The sequence below is a fragment of the Thiofilum sp. genome (genome assembly GCF_016711335.1).
Lineage (GTDB): Bacteria > Pseudomonadota > Gammaproteobacteria > Thiotrichales > Thiotrichaceae > Thiofilum.
The window spans coordinates 411,574-432,365 of record NZ_JADJTF010000001.1 but is presented as its reverse complement, the minus strand read 5'-3'; the positions used below and the strand labels follow the sequence as shown (position 1 = coordinate 432,365).

The window sequence follows — 20,792 nt, the reverse complement described above, 5'->3', positions numbered from 1 at the left end:
GAATGTGGCGTGTGCTCATTATGGGCATGGCTGCCTTTACCGCTTTACCCATCATCGCTGTATTTAGCTATGTATTTGTGCCTGCACCCGAAGTGTGGGCACATTTAGTAGATACGGTACTAAGCGATTATATTCAAAATACTTTATGGCTGATGCTTGGCGTCAGTGTTGGAGTATTACTCATTGGTATTCCTGCTGCATGGCTGACAAGCATGTGTCGTTTTCCGGCGCAGCGTTTTTTTGAGTGGGCTTTGTTATTACCACTGGCTATGCCTGCCTATATTATTGCTTATACCTACACCGGAATGCTGGATTTTGCTGGCCCCGTGCAAAGTCTTATCCGCTCATTAACCGGTTGGGGCTATGGCGATTATTGGTTTCCTAATGTGCGCTCGTTAGGGGGCGCGATTGCTATGCTGTCTCTCGTGTTGTTCCCTTATGTGTATCTATTAGCTAGGGCGGCATTTTTAGAGCAATCGATTTGTGTCTTAGAAGTGAGTAGTACTTTAGGTGCGAATCGTTGGCAAAGTTTTTTTCGAGTGGCATTACCACTAGCACGCCCTGCGGTGATTACGGGCTTATCTTTGGCCTTGATGGAGACAGTGGCTGATTTTGGTACGGTACAATATTTTGGAGTCTCTACCTTCACGACGGGTATTTTTCGTACTTGGTTTGGTCTAGGCGATCATGCTGCTGCCTCGCAATTAGCCGCCTTATTGATGACTTTAGTATTGGTATTAATTTTATTAGAACTCTGGTCAAGGCAACGCGCCCGTTATCATCATACCTCTAGCAAGTATTCGCGTATTCCCAAGTACCAGCTTAAAGGTTGGCATGCCTTAATAGCCTTTCTAGTTTGTGCTTTGCCCTTAGTGCTAGGTTTTATCATTCCGGTCGCCCAATTGATCTATTGGGGAATTACCACTGCACACACCACCTTAGATGCTAGCTTTTGGGAGTTAGTGGGCAATAGTTTAATGCTGGCGGCTTTGGCGGCGTTGTCTGCTTTACTTTTGGCACTGATTTTGGGCTACGGCAAACGTATTAATCCCGACCCGATGGTGAAAACGGCAACGCGTATTGCAGCCTTAGGTTATTCCATTCCGGGTACGGTGATTGCGATTGGTGTGCTGATTCCTTTGGCGTGGCTGGATACGCAACTTAATTTATTCACTAAGCATTTTTGGAATACCTCGATAGGCTTAATCTTTAGCGGTTCTTTATTGACCTTACTGTATGCTTATAATGTGCGCTTTTTAGCGGTGTCCTTACAAACGGTGGAGGCGGGTTTGGGTAAAATTAAACCCACGATTGATAATGCGGGACGTTCCTTAGGTTTAGGTTCTTTAGGAGTGTTACACCGTTTACATCTACCTCTGATGAAAGGAACATTGCTCACCGCTTTGCTGTTAGTATTTGTCGATGTGTTAAAAGAGTTGCCGGCTACGTTGATTTTGCGTCCTTTTAATTTCAATACCTTGGCAGTAAGAGCGTATGAGCTTGCCTCGGATGAGCGTTTAGCCGAAGCGGGATTGCCTGCCTTAATGATTGTGGCAGCAGGCATTATTCCCGTGATTTTACTCAGTCGATCTATTGCCACCGCCCGCGCAGGTACTACCCCTTCATGAGCCAATTAAGCCTCCAACAGATTGTCATTCAATACGCCCAACAAGCGGTGATTCATGATATTTCGCTCCAAATTGAGCATGGGCTGATTGGTTGTCTATTAGGACCTAGTGGTTGTGGTAAGACCACACTATTACGCGCGATTGCGGGGTTTGAACCAGTAGCCGAGGGCAAAATTGCCTTGGGTGATACCGTCATTAGCTCGCCACGAGTGCATGTCCCTCCTGAAAAGCGTCAGATTGGTATGGTGTTTCAGGATTATGCTTTATTCCCACACTTGACTATTGCCAATAATATTAGCTTTGGGATTAGGCATTTAAGCAAATCCGAGCAAGCTAAACGTATTGCGCAATTGTTGGAATTAGTCAGCTTATCTGGCTACGAGAAGCGTTATCCGCATGAATTATCCGGTGGTCAACAGCAGCGTATTGCACTAGCGCGAGCACTAGCGCCTAAACCTAAACTCATGCTCTTGGACGAGCCCTTTGGCAGTCAAGATGTCGAGTTGCGTGAAATGTTAGCGCGAGAAGTGCGTGATATTTTAAAACAGGAAAAAACTACAGCGATTTTAGTCACTCATGATCAACACGAAGCGTTTGCGATGGCGGATGAAATAGGGGTATTAAAAAGCGGACGCTTGCAGCAATGGGCGACCCCGTATGAGTTATATCATCGCCCTGCCAATGCATTTGTGGCGGAGTTTATTGGGCAAGGTGTGCTGATCAAGGGCGAGGTGCTCGATAACTATACGGTACATACTGCATTAGGCATTGTGTCGGGTGAATTACCTCAAGGCTCAGAACCTAAAACACCACTTAAGGTGTTAATTCGCCCCGATGATATTCGCCTAGTCGCTAAAGCAGAGCGCAAAGCCACAGTCATCGGGCGGGTATTTAGAGGCGCACAGTATTTGTATACCCTACAGCTACCCGATCAAGTCACCAAAGTATTGGCCTTAGTACCCAGCCATCAAGAGTATGATATGGGCGAAACGGTTAGTTTAGAGCTGGATATGCAGCATTTAGTGTTAGTGCCTTAACCCAACTAGCACAGTGTTTATAAAATTATTCTCTGTACACGACAAAACCACTAACTTATTGATTTAGCATGTTTGTCATGGAGATGGTGAAAGTCCACCGCTCCTATGTTTTACTCTCTAGTTACCACACAGGAGAGCAAAATGGATCTGAGCGATGGACTACGTGACAGTTTAAAAGCCCACTTGAGTTGGGGCAAGCCCCGTTTGGATTGTTTTGTGGGAATGCTGCAGGCCTTGCTGAGTGCGCGACAAATGAATTTGGCGTTGTTGGCGGTACACATAGATTCTGACACCGACATTGGTTCCCGCTATCGACGGATGCAACGCTTTTTTAGCCAAGTGTTCTTTAATTACAATGACATTGCCCATTTTCTTATGGGAATGTTCGCCTTTAGTGGTCAACAATACTACCTCACACTCGACAGAACCAACTGGAAATGGGGCAAATCCAACCTCAATCTCCTGACTTTGGCGGTTGTTTACCAAGGTGCGGCTATCCCCGTTTACTGGATGGTGTTGAACAAACGCGGTAATTCTAACCAACGTGAACGTATTGCCCTGCTGCAACGATTTATCAGCCAATTCGGGCGCAACAACATCTTGGGTGTGTTGGCTGACCGTGAGTTTATTGGTGGTCAATGGTGGAAGTGGTTGTCTTCCAAAGAGATTCCCTACTTGATTCGTATCAAGGGTAATCAGTTGATGACCGACAAACACAAAAAGAGGCGCATGTCCGCTCGCTGTTTGCCAACCTCAAGCCGGGTAAACGGCGCGTTCTCCGTCACCGTCGCGACGTTAGCGGGGAATGGGTTTGGCTCAGTGGCTCAAAGCTGCCCAGTGGTGAGTTGTTGATTATCGCCAGCAACCACTACACGGCTGATCCCATTGGCACTTATCGGCTACGTTGGGAAATTGAAAACCTGTTCCAATGCTTGAAAGGGCGTGGTTTTCACATGGAAGCCACTCACTTCACCAAACCCCTCGCATCAAAAAGATGATGGCGTTGCTTGCCATTGGCTTCTGTTGGGCGCACAAAGTCGGCGAATGGAAGGAAAAAGCCGTCAAGCCTTTGAAGACGAAAAACATGGACGCAAAGAGCAAAGTGTCTTCCGTTACGGCTTGGACTACTTGACCGATTTATTGAATGGAAGGGTACGGGAAAAAGTGGATAGGCTTAGGCTGCTGCTTCTGTTCCTTTGTCCACCACAATTCATGGCGATCGAGGATGGACGGATGAAACTCAGGCGATTTTCTTTTGAAAAAGATTCAATGAGTTAAGCGAATTGTCGTGTACAGAGAAAATTATTATTAAATAGTAAGCTTTTCTACTTAAGTGTATAAATATTTACTGATATTATAAAAATTCATCTTATACCTTAGACGTGATGTAGGGGGCAAACATCATGCTCATAAGCAAGCTATGTAAGCTAAATCGATTATTTATATGCAAAACTTATTTATTAATTTTCCTTGCTTTATGCAATCCAGTGCATGGGGATGACATTGAGTTTGTGATGGCTTATCACTCTATGCCAACTACTTTAGATCCTCATAAGATACCCTTAGCGGCAAACATTGCTCTGGCTGATCAATTATATGATTCACTATTTGTAATTACCGATGAATCTGAACCTACTTCATTGATTATTGAGTCTTGGGAGTTAAAAAATGAAACTACTTGGGTATTTCATTTAAAGCATAATATTTATTTTCACGATGGCACACCGCTAACTACTAAAGATATTATATATTCTTTTGATCGAATTAACCAAGTAGAGGGTCTAGAGTATAAAGCCTTTACTAAGCGTTGGAAAAGCTATGAGCGTTTGGATGATTATGCCTTTCAAATTGTAACTGAAAAACCCTATTCAAGCCTATTACGTAATTTGGGTAATATTTATATTCTTAAATATCAAGAGCAGTTGTTACCTCATGATAAATTTATGGAGCAAAAAGGCTATATAGGTTCTGGACCTTATTGCCTAATAGCTATTGAGCCTAATGGAGACATTCGTTTGATAGCGAATAAATACTATCACGGGGCGGCTGTTTTGGTAAAAAAAGTGCGTATCACACGTTTTGTAGAAGTGAATGAGCGTCTTAGAGCCTTACAAGAGGGCAAGATTAACCTAGCTGAAGGCTTGGCAGAGGTTAATATACCGTTATTAAATTTAAAAAATATTGATATTATTAAAGCTCCCACTCATCGTTTACTTCATCTGCATTTAGATTTTAAAGATGCCCCTACTACTTTTGTACGTGATTATAAAGGAAATACTTTAGATCATAATCCACTACGTAATACCTTAGTAAGAAAGGCTATTTCACTAGCCATTAATCGCAAATATTTAGTCGATGAGATTCTACAAGGCAATGCCTTAATAGCAGAGCAGTATATGTTACCGAACATGGTCGGTTATATGGCGGGTATAAGATTAGATGAGTATAATCCTGAGCTAGCCAAGCAGTTATTAAAAAAAGCAGGTTATGAGCAGGGGTTTAACTTAGTATTACATGGTACGAATGACCGCTATATTAAAGATCATGCTATAGTACTTGCGATTGCTAAGATGTTGAATGAGGTTGGGATTAAGACCATACCTATTACTCTAGGCAGAAAACAATTTTTTCAAGATGTACAGAACTATCAATATTCAGCTATTTTAATAGGATTTAGCCCTAATGGTAATATACAAGGTCTTTTAGATGAGCTGATTCATAGTCCTGTACCTGAAAAGGGTAAAGGGGCTTTTAATTTTGGGCGCTATACCAACCCACAGGTAGATCAATTGATCCATGAGGCAGGAGAGCAGTTTAATCAAGTTAAGAGAATAAGAACCCAAGGGCGGGCAATAGAGCTGGCTATGAATGACTATGCTCTTATTCCATTATACTTTGAGCAGGCAATATGGGGGCAGTCTAAAAATAGTCAGTGGGAGTTTTGGCCCAATCATTTTAATGGCACGGTCGCACAAGACATCAAACCTAAATAATGCAAAATACTAGCGACTAGGGTGCTATCATCTTGTCTTCATTAAAAATATTGTTTAGCACCTTGCCATACTAAGATCAGGTTCAGTTCGTTATCTCATAATTACTCTGGAGTCGCATAGCCTACTATCATTCTTCCTGCTACTCATTCGAGTAGTAAAAGATTGCATGCGCGTTAATCTAGTTGGAGCATTAGCTGATGAATAAGCGTTATAATTGCCGATGGAGTAAACTGAGCTTAACCTTATTCTTAACGCTGATCTGCTCGATAATAATAAAAAATGCTGGAGCAGAGTCACAATCTGAGCAGCCCTTTGTTATTGCTTATAGTTCAATGCCCACTACCTTAGATCCCCATAAGTCTCACCTAGCCGTTAATATAGCACTGGCTCTACACCGCTTTGATAGCTTATTTAATATTAATTTTGAGGGCGGGGCTGATTCTTATTTAGTAGAAAAATGGGAGAATTTAAATAGTAAAGTTTGGCTGTTTGAGCTTAAAAAAGATATAAAATTCCATGATGGAAGTCTGTTGACGACTAGGGATGTTATATACTCTCTTGATCGTATTAAAGCTATGCCAGACTCTTATTTTAATCGTTTTGTGCAACGTTTAGAGCATTACCAACCCTTAGACCCTTACCGATTTAAAATTATTACTAAGGAACCCAATGCTAATTTATTACATGATTTAGGTTTTATTTTTATTATTAAAGCACAAAGCAAACCTTTATTAGATGAATTTTTTTCAAGTAAGCTTAGTAATATTGGAACAGGCCCTTATTTATTAGAGAGCTATACATCAGAAGACAATATTCATTTACGTGTCAATCCCTATTATCATTCTGCACCAGTATGGGTAAAATCAGTATGTATTAAGGGTATGCCAGATCCCACAGCTAGACTGATTGCCTTGCAGCAGGGGAAAGTACAATTGGCAGAGGGGCTGACTGAAGTTGATTCGACTAATATATTAACTAATCATGATATTAGTTTCATCCGCTCGCCGACTCATCGTTTATTATATTTGACCTTGGATACTACGCGTGAAATAACACCTTTTGTTCGCTCTATAGATGGGAATGTATTGAATAATAATCCTTTAAAATCACTGAAGGTAAGAAAAGCGATTTCTTTAGGTATTGATCGCAAATACTTAGTAAGTACTATTTTAAAATATACCGGTACACCGGCAGATCAATATGTTTTACCTAATGTTTTAGGTTATATTGGAGGCTTAATACCCGATGCTTATGACCCAGATGAGGCGATAAAATTATTAAGTGAGGCAGGGTATCCTAATGGCTTTCAACTTACTTTACATGGAGCACATAATCGCTACCTTAAAGATAAGGCAGTGATCGAAGCGATTGCTCAAATGCTAACTAAAATTAGAATTAAAACCACACCCGTAGTGCTGGATGAGGCAGGAGCTTTTCTAAATAAAAATAATTATGAATATTCAGCGACCCTGATTGGGGGCAGTAGTGAAGGGAGTTTACAATTAATGCTGGAAAATCTAGTCCATAGCTGTTCTGAAGAGCGAGGTATTTTTAATATAGGGCATCATAGCAATAGAACTATTGATGAGTTAATAAAACAAGGTGGTGCACAGTTCAATCAAGTCAAGCGTATGCGTCACTTGAAGCAAGCTCAAGAAATGGCTATGCAAGATCATGCGTTTATACCATTGTATTTTGAAAATGCAGTATGGGGTATTAAATATCATCATAAGTTAGATTTTTCGCCTACACGCTCAGGGTTGACACTAGCACAAGATATTAGACCTCTAGGTGTTAAATAGACGGCTTAGGTCAAAGCTGAGAGGGGAATTAATATTGGTAGGAATAATATTTAAAGGCTTGCTACAAAAAGTTAGGCTAAGGCATGAAATTTGAAAACCGAATTTTGGTTAAAATATTAATAGCATTCCTCTTAGCTTGGACTTTATTCTTAGTTTTTGTCTATCAAAGTTTGATTAGCAATTTAATGTCTAGTTTAAAAGAGCATGGGGAGCAGGGGCGTAATCAGTTACAAACCATTTTCACCAGTACTGGACAAACTTTGCTAGATATAAGTCAAAATATTTCAGATCTGGTCTTTGAAAGCAAAACTAAAACCATGGATTATAAGCTATTATCTCAACAGGAGCTGAGTAAAAGATTAGAGCAAAGCTGGAAAATATTTGTGAATAAAAATCAACTATTAACGATGAATTACTATGATAAAACCTATCAGTTACTAGGTAGTTGGGGAATTAGTACGGCACATAATCAAATTTATGCTAGCCAACCAGATCTATTAAAGGCATTTGAGGCACGTATCGGCAGTACTTATTTTAGTTGTCAAGATATATGCTATTATCATGCCACAAGAGCTTTTTATCCTAATTCTTTTGAGTATGGTATTTTACATTTTACTCTTCCTATTGATGAGATCGTGAATCGGTTTCGGTCTTTAAACTTGCATAATATTTCAGTATTACAGCAAAGCGATGAAATGTTAGAAGTACAAATGTTAAATGAGGATTTTAGATTACAAACCAGCACTCGCTTATTGGAGTATTACGCAATCAAACCTCTCTTAGATCAGGTTAAGATTAGAAATAAGCCATATTTGCTAAATAATAACGGAGCATTGTTTTTTGTGTATGCTTTTAATATGCCTGATCAAGAGTTGCTATATCTAATTTCTAGAGATATAACAACACAAGTTAATGAACTCCATTTAACATTTGGTAGAATTATTTCAGGGTCTTTTTTAGTGGTTTTATTGATGATCTTGGTATTATGGTTTTCTTTACATCGTCTCATAGCACGTCTCAATAAAATTATTAAAATCTTACCGACCATAGGCAAAGGGCATTTTGCCAAAGCATTAGAAGAGCTAATGCAATTAGAAGGTACTAGACGGAAAGATAACAATGGAGACGAGATCAACGTCTTATACAATAATATTATTAGTTTAAATCAGCAGCTAGAAAATTTGCACTCTGGGTTTATGGATCAAAATGAAAGATTACGGCATTTGGCTGAGTATGATGCATTAACAGGTATCTATAATAGAAGAAAGTTTAAAGAACTAATGACTACTCTTTATTTAGAAAGACGCCCTTTTTTATTAGTTTATTTTGATATGGATCACTTTAAATTAGTAAATGATACGTTTGGGCATGCTGCCGGGGACGAGTTACTGTTAGCGTTTGTGGCAATTTTAAAAAACCACTCACAGGATGCGATTATTGGACGCATGGGAGGTGATGAGTTTGCGATGTTGCTACTCAATATTTCCTACACCGATGCACATAGGCGCTTTCGAGCTATTGTGAAGCAAATGGAAAAAGTAAAACTAAAAGACTCGGCCGCCACTACCTTATTTAGTTGTATCCCCTCTATTGGTGTCGCTTGTTATCCTTCTGATACGGGTGATCTCGATGAATTAGCTGCTTGTGCCGATGCGGCTATGTATGAAAATAAACGTCGCAAACAAGATGTATGCGCGTTTTATACGGGTAAAGAGGTAATTCTAGCTGAGGAAAAGCAGTTTAGTAAGTGGATTAATTTAGTCCTTAATGCTATTGAGCAAAATTATTTATGTCCTTATTTTCAACCTATCGCTTGTGCTCATGATAGGGAAATAATAGCCTATGAGGCTTTAGCTAGAATTATTGATCCTACTGATGGGCTTAGTTCAGCAGAGCATTTTATTACTTATACTGAGCATGCCCGTATTATCGTTAATCTTGACTATACTATGTTAGATAGGATACTTCATAAAGCTCATCCTTTAAACCCCCAACCTTGTTTAATGATTAACTTATCTAATCTGACTATGGAGTATCCGGGCACAGTAAAGTTTATTTTAGATAAGCTAGCACAGTATAATTATAATCCGCGTAGGGTGGTATTCGAGTTAACAGAAAGCTATGAAGTGAAGAATTTTAGTAACCTAGCTGAATTAATGAATCAATTACGTAAATTTGGGGTGCGTTTTGCGTTAGATGATTTTGGTACAGGTTATTCATCATTTAGCTATATTAGTCATTTAAAGTTTGATATTTTGAAAATTGATAAGACTATTATTAATGGCTTACTTAAAAAGCAAACAGCAGGGCAAGTTAGTAGCCTACATTTAATTGAGTCTATTGTATCAATTGCCCAACAAGCGAATATTATCACGGTAGCTGAGGGGATTGAGTCGCCAGAATTATTAGCTCAAGTTACCGCCTTTAAAGTGGATTGGTTTCAAGGTTATTTATTTGGTAAGCCTCAGCCCGAATTTTTAGAATCTTTTAGTGAAAGTCTTGTGAGTGCTTAGTAATATTCACCTATTATTTCAATAACGCCCACTATATTAGCATTTAATTCCTCTAGATCTTCTGCCGGAATCCACCACTCAGTATGAATCGCGCCCCCCACTTTTTGAATAGGGTAACGTTCCATAAAGGTTTTTTTGACTTGAAAGCGGGTAACGTAGCCCACACCACTTTCCTTAGTATTCCATTGTATGGCGATTTGTTTAGCATAGTCCTCATTGGTAACCGGATAAAAAATAGGCTGTTGCGGTAGGCGTGGAGGCCATGCTTTGAAACCACTTTGCTTGACTAGCTCTAGTTCTTTAGGGCCTGTAGGTCGATATAGGGTGATGAGTTCAATCATTGTGAGGTGCTCTTTTTATCATCAATGCTCAAGTTACTTATGAGTTTAGCTAATATCGCTAAGATTAAGAGAAGGAAGCGTACTTTTACAGTGATTTTCTACTCACTTCACAGTATTATAGTATTTATTATGATAAATTCTGTTTCTTACTACCATAGGATGAGGCATTATGTCGTTAGCTGGCAGTCAGTTGTTTAAACAACAAGCATTTATTAATGGTCAGTGGGTGAATGCTCACTCGAACAATACTTATCCCGTGCATAATCCTGCTACGGGTGAGGTACTAGGGTCTGTTCCTGCGATGGGTGCAACGGAAACAGAACAAGCAATCCAAGCCGCCGAAGCTGCATTACCCGCGTGGCGAGCGTTAACGGCTAAAGAGCGGGCGAATAAACTACGTACTTGGTTTAATTTGATGATGCAAAACCAAGACGAGTTGGGTCGCCTTATGACTCTAGAGCAGGGCAAACCCTTAGCCGAGGCTAAAGGTGAGATTGCTTATGCCGCTTCCTTTATTGAGTGGTTTGCCGAGGAAGCTAAGCGCGTCTATGGTGAAACGATTCCGGGGCATCAAGCGGATAAGCGCATTGTCGTGATTAAACAACCTATTGGAGTCACGGCGGCTATTACACCTTGGAATTTCCCTTCGGCGATGATTACCCGCAAAGCAGCTCCGGCACTAGCGGCAGGCTGTACGATGGTATTAAAGCCTGCTTCACAAACCCCTTTCTCAGCATTAGCACTAGCAGAACTCGCTACTCAAGCGGGTATTCCGGCGGGAGTGTTTAATATTGTCACAGCGGGTATGAACGGTGCGTCTGAGGTGGGTAATGTATTATGCGCTAGCCCTGTAGTACGTAAGTTGTCCTTTACAGGTTCCACCGCTGTGGGTATGAAACTCATGGCGCAATGTGCTCCTACCCTTAAAAAGCTGTCTTTAGAGTTGGGGGGTAATGCACCTTTTATTGTGTTTGATGATGCCGATGTGGATGCAGCAGTACAAGGGGCGATTATTTCCAAGTATCGTAATGCCGGACAAACCTGTGTCTGTGCTAACCGCATTTATGTACAAGCGGGTATTTACGATCAGTTTGCTGAAAAACTTGCGCAAGCGGTACAAAATCTTAAGGTAGGTAATGGCTTAGACACAGGTATTACTACCGGACCATTAATTGATGAACGCGCGGTGCAAAAGGTGGAAAGCCATTTACAAGATGCACTGAGTAAGGGTGCAACCCTAGTGACAGGGGGGCAACGTCATGCTTTAGGTCGAACCTTTTTTGAGCCAACCGTATTAACAGGTGCAACCATTGATATGTTGGTAGCGCGTGAAGAAACCTTTGGTCCTTTAGCGCCGCTATTTAAATTTGAAACCGAAGCCGATGTGATTTACATGGCGAATGCGACGGAGTTTGGTTTAGCGGCTTATTTTTATGCGCGTGATTTGAGCCGAGTCTGGCGTGTAGCCGAAGCTTTAGAATACGGTATGGTGGGCATTAATACCGGATTGATCTCTACTGAGGTAGCCCCTTTCGGTGGTGTGAAGTTTTCAGGACTAGGACGCGAAGGCTCACGACATGGTATTGAAGAATACTTAGAAATGAAATATTTATGCTTTAATGTGTGACCTTTAAAGAATCCCTCTGACAATGTTTAGGGGAGAGAATCTAAGCACTGTCAGAGGATCAGACCAAACCCCGTCACGGAGGAGTAGAGTAGACGGGTGGTTAAGTAGGATGTGTGCTAAGCAGTCTTTGGTTTCAACTTGCTCAGTTATTTAAAAGCAAGTAGTGTGCCAAGGTGGCGGAGCAGGTAAATTAGCGCTAAATAGCTAGGTTTAAAGACTAATGTTGAAGCTATCAACCGGTAGCTAATAAAGAGAAGGTACTATTTTGGTGCATTGGGGTTTAAGTCAGTGCTTGTACTAATAAACCAATCCCCATCGCTACCACAATCAAGCCCGCCGCCAGTTTGATAGCAGGCTTGCGCAACAAGCGTTGGAGTTGGGCAGCAAACGTGCCCATTAACAGTAAATTGGGTAAAGTGCCTAGACCAAACAGCAGCATAATTAAGGCCCCCTTAGTGACACTACCTGCCGATACTGTCCAGAGCAATACACTATAGACCAAACCACAGGGCAGCCAGCCCCAAATAAACCCTAAGGGTAGCGCTTTTAAAGGGGTATTAATGGGAATAAAGCGGCGTCCTAAGGGTTCTAAATGTTTCCAAATGGGCTTACCTATTTGTTCAATTTTGGCTATTCCCGTCCAAAGCCCCGCCAGATATAAACCCAAAGCCACCATGAATAGGGCCGCGAGCACACTTAATCCAGTACGCAATACATCCAGCTCAGTAAACTGTAAAGCCGCTACTCCGATACTGCTAGCTATCACACCTGCTAAGGTATAGCTGCTTAAGCGTCCAATATTGTATCCCAGCATAATAGGGAGTGATTGCCTGAAATGCTGGCGTTGAGCGGCAGGGAGGCTAAAGGTTAGGGCACTAACAATACCCCCACACATACCCAAACAATGTACACCGCCCATTAAACCCACCAAAAATGCAGCACTATAGTCAGAATACTGTAACCAAGCCCAAGTCATGCTGCATTTATCCTAAAAGAAAGTGTGAGGTTAATTAAGGGTATGGCGAGTTTGATACTGACCCGCTTTAAAGCCTTTAAAAAAGTTATTGAGTAAGGGATGTTCGACCGGTGCTTTTAAATTATCAGGTTCTAAATTACGTTGTGCTACATAAGCCACATGACCCTCTTCATCAATTAACACATGATACCACGGCTCATCTTTAGGGGGGGTGTCTTTACTAGCATTGCTATGGCGTTCATACCATTCTTCACTACCCTGAAACTGAGCATCGACATCCACCACCACGCCACGATAATCAAATAAGCGATGATGAATCAGTTGACCAATGGCAAAATTAGCGTTTTGCTGGGTTGTCATGCTGTTGTAATACCTCTTCAATCTGCAATGATGCTCTATTGATAATAGTATGTGGCGTCGTATAGCTATTTCAAGAGCCTAGCTCTTTTGCTCAACTATTAGTGCGTTTAAAGCTTGCTCATAGTGTAAATACAATTGTTGGCGAATCGCTTCACCCTTAAAACCTTGGCGAATAATGTTTTGCACATTCACTTGCTGACAAGAATACAGAGCTTGTTGCAGAAAATGACGCTGTGGATAGAGGGTATGTTCAAAGCCTAAGCGCCCTTTACTATCGGCTTCACACGCAATAAGCAAGGCTTCAAAGCGCTCAGGGCGGCGCAATGCATCCGTACTCACCAATAGTTGTACTAACTCTGAAGCGCTTAAGCTCAGACATTTATGGACTTGACCGTGAAATTCAGCCACTAACTCAGCCAGTTGTTGATAATGGCTAGGTACACGATAACGTTCACACCACTCAGTAACTAATTGTTTGCTTATTAATTCATGACCTGTATGAGCAGGCCATAGAGTTTGTGGGGTTAGACCCTTACCCAAATCATGCACTAAAGCGGCAAAGCGGACTTTAGGATCAGTAGTTAAAATGCAGGCAGCTTGTAAGACCATTAGGGTATGAATACCACAATCAATTTCAGGGTGAAATTCAGCCTTTTGTGGCACACCAAATAAGCGCTCTAATGCAGGAAAAATAATCGCCAAAGCACCACAGTCGTGTAGTACCTCAATAAAGCGGGCAGGCATAGATTCACTCAAAGCCTGTTCCATTTCTTGCCAAACACGTTCAGGCACTAGAGCCGCTACCTCACCGTTTTGTACCATCGCCTGCATCAGATGCATGGTTTCAGGCGCAACCGTAAAACCCAAAGGAGCATAACGCGCGGCAAAGCGTGCGACACGTAATATGCGCACCGGATCTTCAGCAAAAGCGCTTGAAACATGACGCAGTAGTTTATTAGTTAAGTCATCCAAACCCTGATAAGGATCAATAAGCACACCACTTTCAGTTTGAGCCATCGCATTAATAGTTAAATCTCGTCGAGCTAGATCTTGCTCTAAGGTAACAGTAGTATCGGTATAAAATTGAAAACCATGATAACCCTTAGCCGTTTTGCGTTCAGTGCGAGCTAGCGCGTATTCTTCTTGAGTGTCAGGATGGAGAAAAACCGGAAAATCTTTACCAACAGGGCGGAAACCCTGTTCTAGCATCCATTCAGGGCTTGCACCAACGACGACCCAATCTCGATCTTTGACATGACGCCCTAGTAGTTGATCACGGACAGCACCTCCTACTAAATAGAAAGATGGCTTTTGAATTATTTTCATTAGATTGTTCCAAAAGGTTAGTTAGCGCTTGGCTATCCATTCAGTAGCATTGACCCTTATCGGTAACTTGTGGTCACATTCAAGGATATTTATTTAAGGTATCTTTTTTTAGGGTTTTTGACTATTCTTAGATACTGTCTTTTTCTTATCAGGATATGCTAACCGTTAGGAGTTAATTTATGGCCCATATTATTGTATTGGGTGCTGGTACAGGTGGAATGCCAGCGGCTTATGAACTGAGAGAAGCTTTAGGTAATAGTCATGAGATTACCGTAGTGAATGAGCGCGATTACTTCCAGTTTGTACCCTCTAACCCTTGGATCGCAGTGGGCTGGCGCAATCGTAATGAGATTACCTTTCCTATTGAACCCTACCTCAGTCGCAAAAATATTAAATTCGTAGTAGGACGTTGTGACAAAATCGACCCTGCTGCTAATACCATTACCATGGAAAATGGTACTAATCTCAAATACGACTATTTAATGATTACCACAGGTCCTAAGCTCTTTTTCCAAGAGGTTGAAGGCGCAGGTCCGCACGGTGGTCACACCCATTCTATCTGTATGGTTGACCATGCAGAAAAACTCTACGCGGATTATCAAAAACTGCTTGAAAAAGGCAGTGGTCATATTGTCATTGGTGCAATGCCGTTTGCTAGTTGCTTTGGTCCAGCGTATGAGTTTGCTTTCATTGTGGATGCGGATCTGCGTAAACGCAAAATGCGTCATAAATTCAAAATGACCTATGTGTCGTCTGAACCTTATGTCGGTCATTTAGGTTTAGCGGGTGTAGGTGACTCCAAAGGTATGTTAGAGCATGAATTACGCAACCATCATATTGATTGGATTGTGAATGCTAAAACCACCAAAGTTGACCCTAATCTGATGCACGTTGAAGAGTATAACGCTGATGGTCAGGTGGTAAAACAACATCAAATTCAATTTGATCTAGCGATGATGCTACCTGCTTTCAAGGGCGTTGATGCAGTTGCAGCGGTTGAAGGCTTATGTAATCCACGCGGTTTCGTATTGGTAGACGAATTACATCGTAGCCCTAAATACAAAAATATTTATTCTGCTGGGGTATGTATTGCTATTCCTCCGGTGGATAAAACCCCAGTACCTACTGGAGCACCTAAGACTGGTTATATGATTGAGTCGATGGTCACTTCAGCGGTGCATAATATTGCCGATGAGCTAGCGGGCAAACAACCTCATACTACGGGTACTTGGAATACTATTTGCTTGGCAGACTTTGGTGATTCGGGTGCTGCGTTTGTGGCTCTACCTCAATTACCTCCGCGTAATGTGGCGTGGTTCAAGAAAGGTAAATGGGTACATATGGCTAAAATTGCCTTTGAAAAGTATTTCATTCGTAAGATGAAAAAAGGTACTTCCGAGCCATTCTACGAGAAATCCATTTTGAAAATGATGGGTATCACGCGTATTTAGTGCTTAGCCCAAATTCGGGTATGATACACGGGAGGTTTAAGCCTCCCGTTATTATTTGGGGAATTGCCAGTGCCACTACCGTATTACGTTACTCAAGCTGAAATTACACAGACCGTTGCCGATGCCTTACGCGAAGATATTGGCTCAGGCGATGTAACCGCTGATCTCATTCCAGAAAGTACTTATTCTATAGCCACCGTGATCACCCGCGAAGAGATGATTTTGTGTGGGGTGGATTGGTTTAATGAGGTGTTTCGTCAAGTAGATCCTAGTGTTAAGGTCACATGGTACTTTAAAGATAAAGATCAAGTACCGGCTAATGCCACCTTATGCCGTATTGAGGGCAAGGCACGTTCTATGTTAACGGCAGAGCGCTCTGGCTTAAACTTTGTGCAAACCCTTTCCGGTACAGCGACGCAAACCTATCAATACGTCAAAATGATTGCGCATACGCGCTGTAAAGTACTCGATACCCGCAAAACCTTACCGAATCTGCGCAATGCGCAAAAGTACGCAGTATTGTGTGGGGGCGGTAGTAATCATCGTATTGGTTTGTATGATCGGGTACTGATTAAAGAAAATCATATTATTGCAGCAGGTTCAATTACCGCCGCCATTCAACAAGCGCGGCGTTTGCATCCTGCCATTCCCGTTGAAGTTGAAACCGAAAATTTAAAAGAAGTCGCCGAAGCAATTGAAGCTCAAGCTGATATTATTATGGTCGATGATTTTAATTTAGCCGATATGCGTGAAGCCGTGCTAGTTACCAATGATCGAGTGCCCTTAGAGGCTTCAGGCGGGGTGAATCGTGACACGATTGTAAATATTGCTGAAACGGGTGTCGATTTTGTCTCGATTGGTGGTATTACTAAGCATTTAAAAGCGATCGATTTATCCATGCGGTTTCAATCATGATGAAATATTTACTAGTACTATTAGCATTGAGTACTCTAATAGGCTGTGGTTTTAAAGGCGATTTGTATTTGCCTGAGCCTAAGAAAGTAGAGCCAATTGCTCCAGCTACAGTTTCTAATACTACTACTCCAGCAGAAACCACTGAAGCTAAACCTAAAGTACAGCGTATTATCCCTGAATAAAGATTTTTAAGAGTTAAGAATGGACCACTTTGAATACCGTAATGGGCAATTATTTGCAGAAGAAATAGCAGTGGCTGATATTGCTAAGCAATATGGCACGCCTTGTTATATTTATTCCCGTGCTACGTTAGAGCGTCATTGGCATGCCTTTAATGATGCGTTTGGCTCACAGCCGCATTTGATTTGTTATGCGGTAAAGTCTAATTCTAATTTAGCCATTTTAAATTTATTTGCCCGTTTAGGTTCTGGCTTTGATATTGTTTCTATTGGAGAGTTAGAGCGAGTATTAGCAGCGGGTGCTAATCCTAGTAAAATCGTATTTTCAGGGGTGGGTAAAAAGATCAGTGAAATGCGCCGCGCTTTAGAGGTGGGTATTCGCTGTTTTAATGTCGAGTCAGAGGCAGAATTAGAGCGTTTAAACCAAGTGGCTGGTGAAATGGGTAAAATTGCGCCTATCTCTTTGCGTGTGAATCCTGATGTAGATGCAAATACCCACCCTTATATTTCGACCGGTTTAAAAGATAATAAGTTTGGTATTGCTTTTGATGAAGCTGAGCGCGTTTATTTAAAAGCAGCTCAAATGTCGAATTTAAATGTAACAGGTATTGATTGCCATATTGGTTCACAGCTACTGACCTTAACTCCGTTTATGGATGCCTTAGATCGTTTATTAGTAATGATTGAGCGCCTCAAAAACCAAGGTATTCATATTCATCATATCGACTTAGGAGGCGGTTTAGGGGTGCGTTATAACGAAGAAACTCCCCCGCTACCTGCTGATTATACCGAGCGCCTAATGCAAGATGAGCGCCTAAAGCATTATGAGATTCTCATGGAGCCGGGGCGTGCGATTACGGCTAATGCAGGTATCTTAGTCACTGAGGTGGAGTATTTAAAACTCTCTGAGCATAAAAACTTTGCCATTATTGACGCCGCGATGAATGATTTAATTCGTCCCGCTTTATATCAAGCATGGATGAAGATTATTCCAGTACTTGAAAATCCAGAGCGTGAAGTACGTACCTATGATGTAGTAGGTCCGGTGTGTGAAACTAGCGACTTTTTAGGTAAAGGGCGTGATTTAGCGATTCAAGCGGGTGATTTATTAGCGGTGCGTTCCGCAGGTGCTTATGGTTTTACTATGGCGTCGAATTATAATACCCGTCCGCGCGTTGCTGAAATTATGGTAGATGGCAATAAAACCTATGTCATTCGTGAGCGCGAAACTATACAAGCTTTATATGCTGAAGAGAAATTATTACCTATTTAATAATCAACTTAGGTAAGTACTTGAGTAAAAGTTATTGGGTATTTCTGGAACAGTCTTGGCGGCAGGGATGCCGCCTTGAAGCGTACAAGGATGTATTCACAGCGACTGCGGAAGGAATGCTCGATAACTTTTGAATGACTACTTAATTTAATTTTTTTGTAAATGATCTTGCACACCTGTCCAATAAGGAATAGGTGTGTGCCTACAGCCTTGAATGCGCTTTAAATATAATTGAATCATAGGATCATTAGGTAATTGTAGAGCAACGTGTTCGAGCGTTATTAACGCATCCTCCCATCGAGCTGCATAGCAGTGCTCTAAACCTATCTCATACTGTTGATACAGCAAATACTGTGTTTCAGTTAATTCAGTGCGTAAAGCAATAGGCTCGAATAACATCAAGTGCTGCTGTTTACCCTTAACCTTCACTCGATCAATACTACGAAATAAAATATTAGGACACTGATTTTTGGTGGCTTCGGTTACTAATATATCGATTTGGTAAAAACGAGTAAGAGGTTCAATACGTGCCGCTACATTGACAGCATCTCCTAATACCGTATAAGCGCGACGATAATGGGAACCCATTTCGCCTACATTCATTTCTCCAGTATTAATCCCAATCCCTAGCTTTACTGCTGGAATACCAAATGATTTAAATTCATGTTGACGTGCTTTAAGCATCGCTTGTAAAGCAAGTGCTGCACATACACTTTGTTCTGCATGATTAGGCTGTGGTAAAGGCGCTCCCCAAAAAGCCATAATCAAATCACCGATATATTTATCAATCGTTCCACGATAATCAAAAATAGTCTCAGTAGCATAGGTCAAATAGTTATTTAAAAACTGTTTTAGTTCTTGAATACCCATTTGCTCAGATATTTGAGTAAAATCATGTAAATCGGCGAATAATACCGTCATTTCGCGCCGCTCACCCTCAAAGCTCACTGCTTTGGGATCATCTAACATACGTTGAATATGCTCTACAGGTACATATTGTCCAAAGCGTTGTTGTAGTTGAGAGCGATGACGAGTTTCAGCAAATAATCCTCCTACTAAAAAAAAGAGCGTTACACTAAAAATCAGGAGTAGGGACGCGGTGGGAGTGATATAAATTTGTAGGGTTTCATGCAGGGCATAATGCCCCATAATGATGATGCTAAATAGTAAACCACCAATGAATAATAAAGCATGAGGCTCGCAGCGAGGATACCAATAGAGCATCACTATTAAAGCTAGGGTTATTTCTAAAATAATAACAAGATAGTTCCAATCAGGGACGTACCAAAGCGTATTAGCATTTAAAATGCCTTGTAATGCTAAAGCCTGAATTTCAAATTCCGCCATACTTGCTTTAATAGGTGTTGATTTAAAATTACCTCCGGCATTAGAGGATGAGCCGATAATAGCAATCGCACCTTTTAATAAGTTAGAGGGGGTTTGATTATAAATATCAGCGGCTGCAATTCTATTAGCAGGGTTTAGGTGATGGTGATAAGGAATCAGAATCTGCCCAAAGCGATCAGTAGGTATATAGTGATTAGCTACTTGGATGCCTTGATAAATCGGTTTGCCAAAGTGTTGATCTAAAATAATAGTATAATCATTAGCGCCCCAGTAGCGCTGTGCCAGTATTAAAGCAAACGCAGGGTGCAATAGCCTATCTGCCTCCATAATCAGCGGTAGTGTTCTTAATACTCCGTCTGAATCAACCCGACTGGCTATATGACCATTGCTAATATTATCTTGCTGATAAGCAATTAAATTAGCTGAATAACCTTGTGCTGACCATCCTGAAATTAATTCATTACTGATTAGAGGTTTACCTGTTAGAAAAAAGTTTTGTTGGGTATTTTGGTCATGAAAAGAAAAGCTTAATAGGACTTGGTGTTTTTTGATGGTAGCTAGTAAGGTTTTATCGGCATCCATCTGATCTTCTAAAGCCACTATAGAATTGGGTAGGGTTTGCTGAATATTTTTAAGCTCATCCTTTAATACAGTAATAGGATTTTTTTCTACATAGTCTAGGTTAATGGTTAAGCCAATCAGTTTAGGTTCATAGGTACTCAGGTTTTCAATGAGTTTAGCTAGATTTTTGCGTGGGACTGGCCAGCCATCTAGGGGCGAGAGGCTGCTTTCATCAATATCAATTAATACAATAGGAGGGGCATTAGTGTCGAGCTGGTCAGCGCTGCTGCTAATGTCCATATCATAATACAGATTAGCCAAGCGCTGTAAAAAGGGGCTTACCCCTAATATAGGCAAAAAGGTTGCAGCTATCAGTACTAAACCGAATAGCAGACTCAGCCACATTTGCCATGAATAGTTACGATACGAGTGCCACATAGCCTAACAATGTGGCACAACTTGA

At 41.2% G+C, this 20,792-nt stretch carries 17 protein-coding genes and 1 pseudogene; 13 read left to right on the top strand and 5 right to left on the bottom strand.

Going from position 1 to position 20,792, the window contains the following annotated elements:
- Positions 1-2: 2 nt before the first annotated feature.
- From IPL34_RS02080 to IPL34_RS02045, 8 genes and pseudogenes are all read left to right on the top strand, one after another.
- Positions 3-1,628, top strand: coding sequence for an iron ABC transporter permease (locus tag IPL34_RS02080; protein WP_296843029.1), 1,626 nt, complete (start codon positions 3-5; stop codon positions 1,626-1,628).
- A complete protein-coding gene (locus IPL34_RS02075) occupies positions 1,625-2,665 on the top strand; it encodes an ABC transporter ATP-binding protein (RefSeq protein ID WP_296836961.1) in 1,041 nt (346 codons plus the stop codon). Before IPL34_RS02080 ends, IPL34_RS02075 begins: the two co-directional genes overlap by 4 nt.
- A gap of 141 nt (positions 2,666-2,806) precedes the next feature.
- Entirely contained in the window at positions 2,807-3,517 is a 711-nt protein-coding gene (locus tag IPL34_RS02070; protein ID WP_296836958.1) for a transposase, read from the top strand.
- Between the two features lie 47 nt (positions 3,518-3,564).
- A pseudogene (locus IPL34_RS02065) lies at positions 3,565-3,707 on the top strand (transposase); the annotation flags it as partial.
- Between the two features lie 2 nt (positions 3,708-3,709).
- Positions 3,710-3,943: a hypothetical protein gene (locus IPL34_RS02060; RefSeq protein ID WP_296837418.1), complete on the top strand. Its 234-nt coding sequence runs from the start codon at positions 3,710-3,712 to the stop codon at positions 3,941-3,943.
- Positions 3,944-4,179: 236 nt separating this feature from the next.
- A complete protein-coding gene (locus IPL34_RS02055) occupies positions 4,180-5,658 on the top strand; it encodes an ABC transporter substrate-binding protein (RefSeq protein WP_296836955.1) in 1,479 nt (492 codons plus the stop codon).
- 197 nt (positions 5,659-5,855) lie between these two features.
- Complete coding sequence (locus IPL34_RS02050) at positions 5,856-7,460, top strand: ABC transporter substrate-binding protein (RefSeq protein ID WP_296836952.1); 1,605 nt, start codon at positions 5,856-5,858, stop codon at positions 7,458-7,460.
- Positions 7,461-7,543: 83 nt separating this feature from the next.
- Positions 7,544-9,973: a bifunctional diguanylate cyclase/phosphodiesterase gene (locus IPL34_RS02045; protein ID WP_296836949.1), complete on the top strand. Its 2,430-nt coding sequence runs from the start codon at positions 7,544-7,546 to the stop codon at positions 9,971-9,973.
- Here IPL34_RS02045 and IPL34_RS02040 read toward each other — a convergent pair.
- On the bottom strand, positions 9,970-10,314 hold the full coding sequence (locus IPL34_RS02040; RefSeq protein WP_296836945.1) for a hypothetical protein: 345 nt from the start codon (positions 10,312-10,314) through the stop codon (positions 9,970-9,972). The genes IPL34_RS02045 and IPL34_RS02040 overlap by 4 nt on opposite strands.
- 169 nt (positions 10,315-10,483) lie before the next feature.
- Between IPL34_RS02040 and gabD the strand changes: the two genes are divergently transcribed.
- Complete coding sequence (gene gabD, locus IPL34_RS02035; protein ID WP_296836943.1) at positions 10,484-11,941, top strand: NADP-dependent succinate-semialdehyde dehydrogenase; 1,458 nt, start codon at positions 10,484-10,486, stop codon at positions 11,939-11,941.
- Between the two features lie 280 nt (positions 11,942-12,221).
- Here gabD and IPL34_RS02030 read toward each other — a convergent pair whose 3' ends face one another.
- The 3 genes from IPL34_RS02030 to IPL34_RS02020 all read right to left on the bottom strand — a co-directional run bounded on the left by IPL34_RS02030 (position 12,222) and on the right by IPL34_RS02020 (position 14,603).
- Positions 12,222-12,917 (bottom strand): sulfite exporter TauE/SafE family protein, encoded by a 696-nt coding sequence (locus tag IPL34_RS02030; protein WP_296836940.1) that lies wholly within the window; start codon positions 12,915-12,917, stop codon positions 12,222-12,224.
- A gap of 30 nt (positions 12,918-12,947) precedes the next feature.
- Positions 12,948-13,277, bottom strand: coding sequence for a heat shock protein HspQ (gene hspQ / locus IPL34_RS02025; RefSeq protein WP_296836937.1), 330 nt, complete (start codon positions 13,275-13,277; stop codon positions 12,948-12,950).
- Positions 13,278-13,355: 78 nt separating this feature from the next.
- Positions 13,356-14,603: a multifunctional CCA addition/repair protein gene (locus IPL34_RS02020; RefSeq protein WP_296836934.1), complete on the bottom strand. Its 1,248-nt coding sequence runs from the start codon at positions 14,601-14,603 to the stop codon at positions 13,356-13,358.
- A 179-nt stretch (positions 14,604-14,782) separates the two neighbouring features.
- On the opposite strand from IPL34_RS02020, the gene IPL34_RS02015 reads away from it, so the two are divergent.
- From IPL34_RS02015 to lysA, 4 genes are all read left to right on the top strand, one after another.
- Entirely contained in the window at positions 14,783-16,054 is a 1,272-nt protein-coding gene (locus IPL34_RS02015; RefSeq protein ID WP_296836931.1) for an FAD/NAD(P)-binding oxidoreductase, read from the top strand.
- 69 nt (positions 16,055-16,123) lie between these two features.
- Positions 16,124-16,969, top strand: a complete 846-nt coding sequence (gene nadC, locus IPL34_RS02010; RefSeq protein ID WP_296836928.1) for a carboxylating nicotinate-nucleotide diphosphorylase — start codon at positions 16,124-16,126, stop codon at positions 16,967-16,969.
- Complete coding sequence (locus IPL34_RS02005; RefSeq protein ID WP_296836926.1) at positions 16,966-17,151, top strand: lipoprotein; 186 nt, start codon at positions 16,966-16,968, stop codon at positions 17,149-17,151. Before nadC ends, IPL34_RS02005 begins: the two co-directional genes overlap by 4 nt.
- A gap of 19 nt (positions 17,152-17,170) precedes the next feature.
- Complete coding sequence (lysA, locus tag IPL34_RS02000; RefSeq protein ID WP_296836923.1) at positions 17,171-18,421, top strand: diaminopimelate decarboxylase; 1,251 nt, start codon at positions 17,171-17,173, stop codon at positions 18,419-18,421.
- Between the two features lie 147 nt (positions 18,422-18,568).
- On the opposite strand, the gene IPL34_RS01995 is transcribed toward lysA, so the two are convergent.
- Positions 18,569-20,767, bottom strand: coding sequence for an adenylate/guanylate cyclase domain-containing protein (locus tag IPL34_RS01995; protein WP_296836920.1), 2,199 nt, complete (start codon positions 20,765-20,767; stop codon positions 18,569-18,571).
- Between the last annotated feature and the right edge of the window lie 25 nt (positions 20,768-20,792).

What these genes read in the sequence shown, in the direction of transcription:
- IPL34_RS02080 (WP_296843029.1), top strand. Translation starts at nt 3, where the DNA reads ATGTGGCGTGTGCTCATTATGGGCATGGCTGCCTTTACCGCTTTACCC.
- IPL34_RS02075 (WP_296836961.1), top strand. Translation starts at nt 1,625, where the DNA reads ATGAGCCAATTAAGCCTCCAACAGATTGTCATTCAATACGCCCAACAA.
- IPL34_RS02070 (WP_296836958.1), top strand. Translation starts at nt 2,807, where the DNA reads ATGGATCTGAGCGATGGACTACGTGACAGTTTAAAAGCCCACTTGAGT.
- IPL34_RS02060 (WP_296837418.1), top strand. Translation starts at nt 3,710, where the DNA reads ATGGAAGGAAAAAGCCGTCAAGCCTTTGAAGACGAAAAACATGGACGC.
- IPL34_RS02055 (WP_296836955.1), top strand. Translation starts at nt 4,180, where the DNA reads ATGGCTTATCACTCTATGCCAACTACTTTAGATCCTCATAAGATACCC.
- IPL34_RS02050 (WP_296836952.1), top strand. Translation starts at nt 5,856, where the DNA reads ATGAATAAGCGTTATAATTGCCGATGGAGTAAACTGAGCTTAACCTTA.
- IPL34_RS02045 (WP_296836949.1), top strand. Translation starts at nt 7,544, where the DNA reads ATGAAATTTGAAAACCGAATTTTGGTTAAAATATTAATAGCATTCCTC.
- IPL34_RS02040 (WP_296836945.1), bottom strand. Translation starts at nt 10,314, where the DNA reads ATGATTGAACTCATCACCCTATATCGACCTACAGGCCCTAAAGAACTA.
- gabD (WP_296836943.1), top strand. Translation starts at nt 10,484, where the DNA reads ATGTCGTTAGCTGGCAGTCAGTTGTTTAAACAACAAGCATTTATTAAT.
- IPL34_RS02030 (WP_296836940.1), bottom strand. Translation starts at nt 12,917, where the DNA reads ATGACTTGGGCTTGGTTACAGTATTCTGACTATAGTGCTGCATTTTTG.
- hspQ (WP_296836937.1), bottom strand. Translation starts at nt 13,277, where the DNA reads ATGACAACCCAGCAAAACGCTAATTTTGCCATTGGTCAACTGATTCAT.
- IPL34_RS02020 (WP_296836934.1), bottom strand. Translation starts at nt 14,603, where the DNA reads ATGAAAATAATTCAAAAGCCATCTTTCTATTTAGTAGGAGGTGCTGTC.
- IPL34_RS02015 (WP_296836931.1), top strand. Translation starts at nt 14,783, where the DNA reads ATGGCCCATATTATTGTATTGGGTGCTGGTACAGGTGGAATGCCAGCG.
- IPL34_RS02005 (WP_296836926.1), top strand. Translation starts at nt 16,966, where the DNA reads ATGATGAAATATTTACTAGTACTATTAGCATTGAGTACTCTAATAGGC.
- lysA (WP_296836923.1), top strand. Translation starts at nt 17,171, where the DNA reads ATGGACCACTTTGAATACCGTAATGGGCAATTATTTGCAGAAGAAATA.
- IPL34_RS01995 (WP_296836920.1), bottom strand. Translation starts at nt 20,767, where the DNA reads ATGTGGCACTCGTATCGTAACTATTCATGGCAAATGTGGCTGAGTCTG.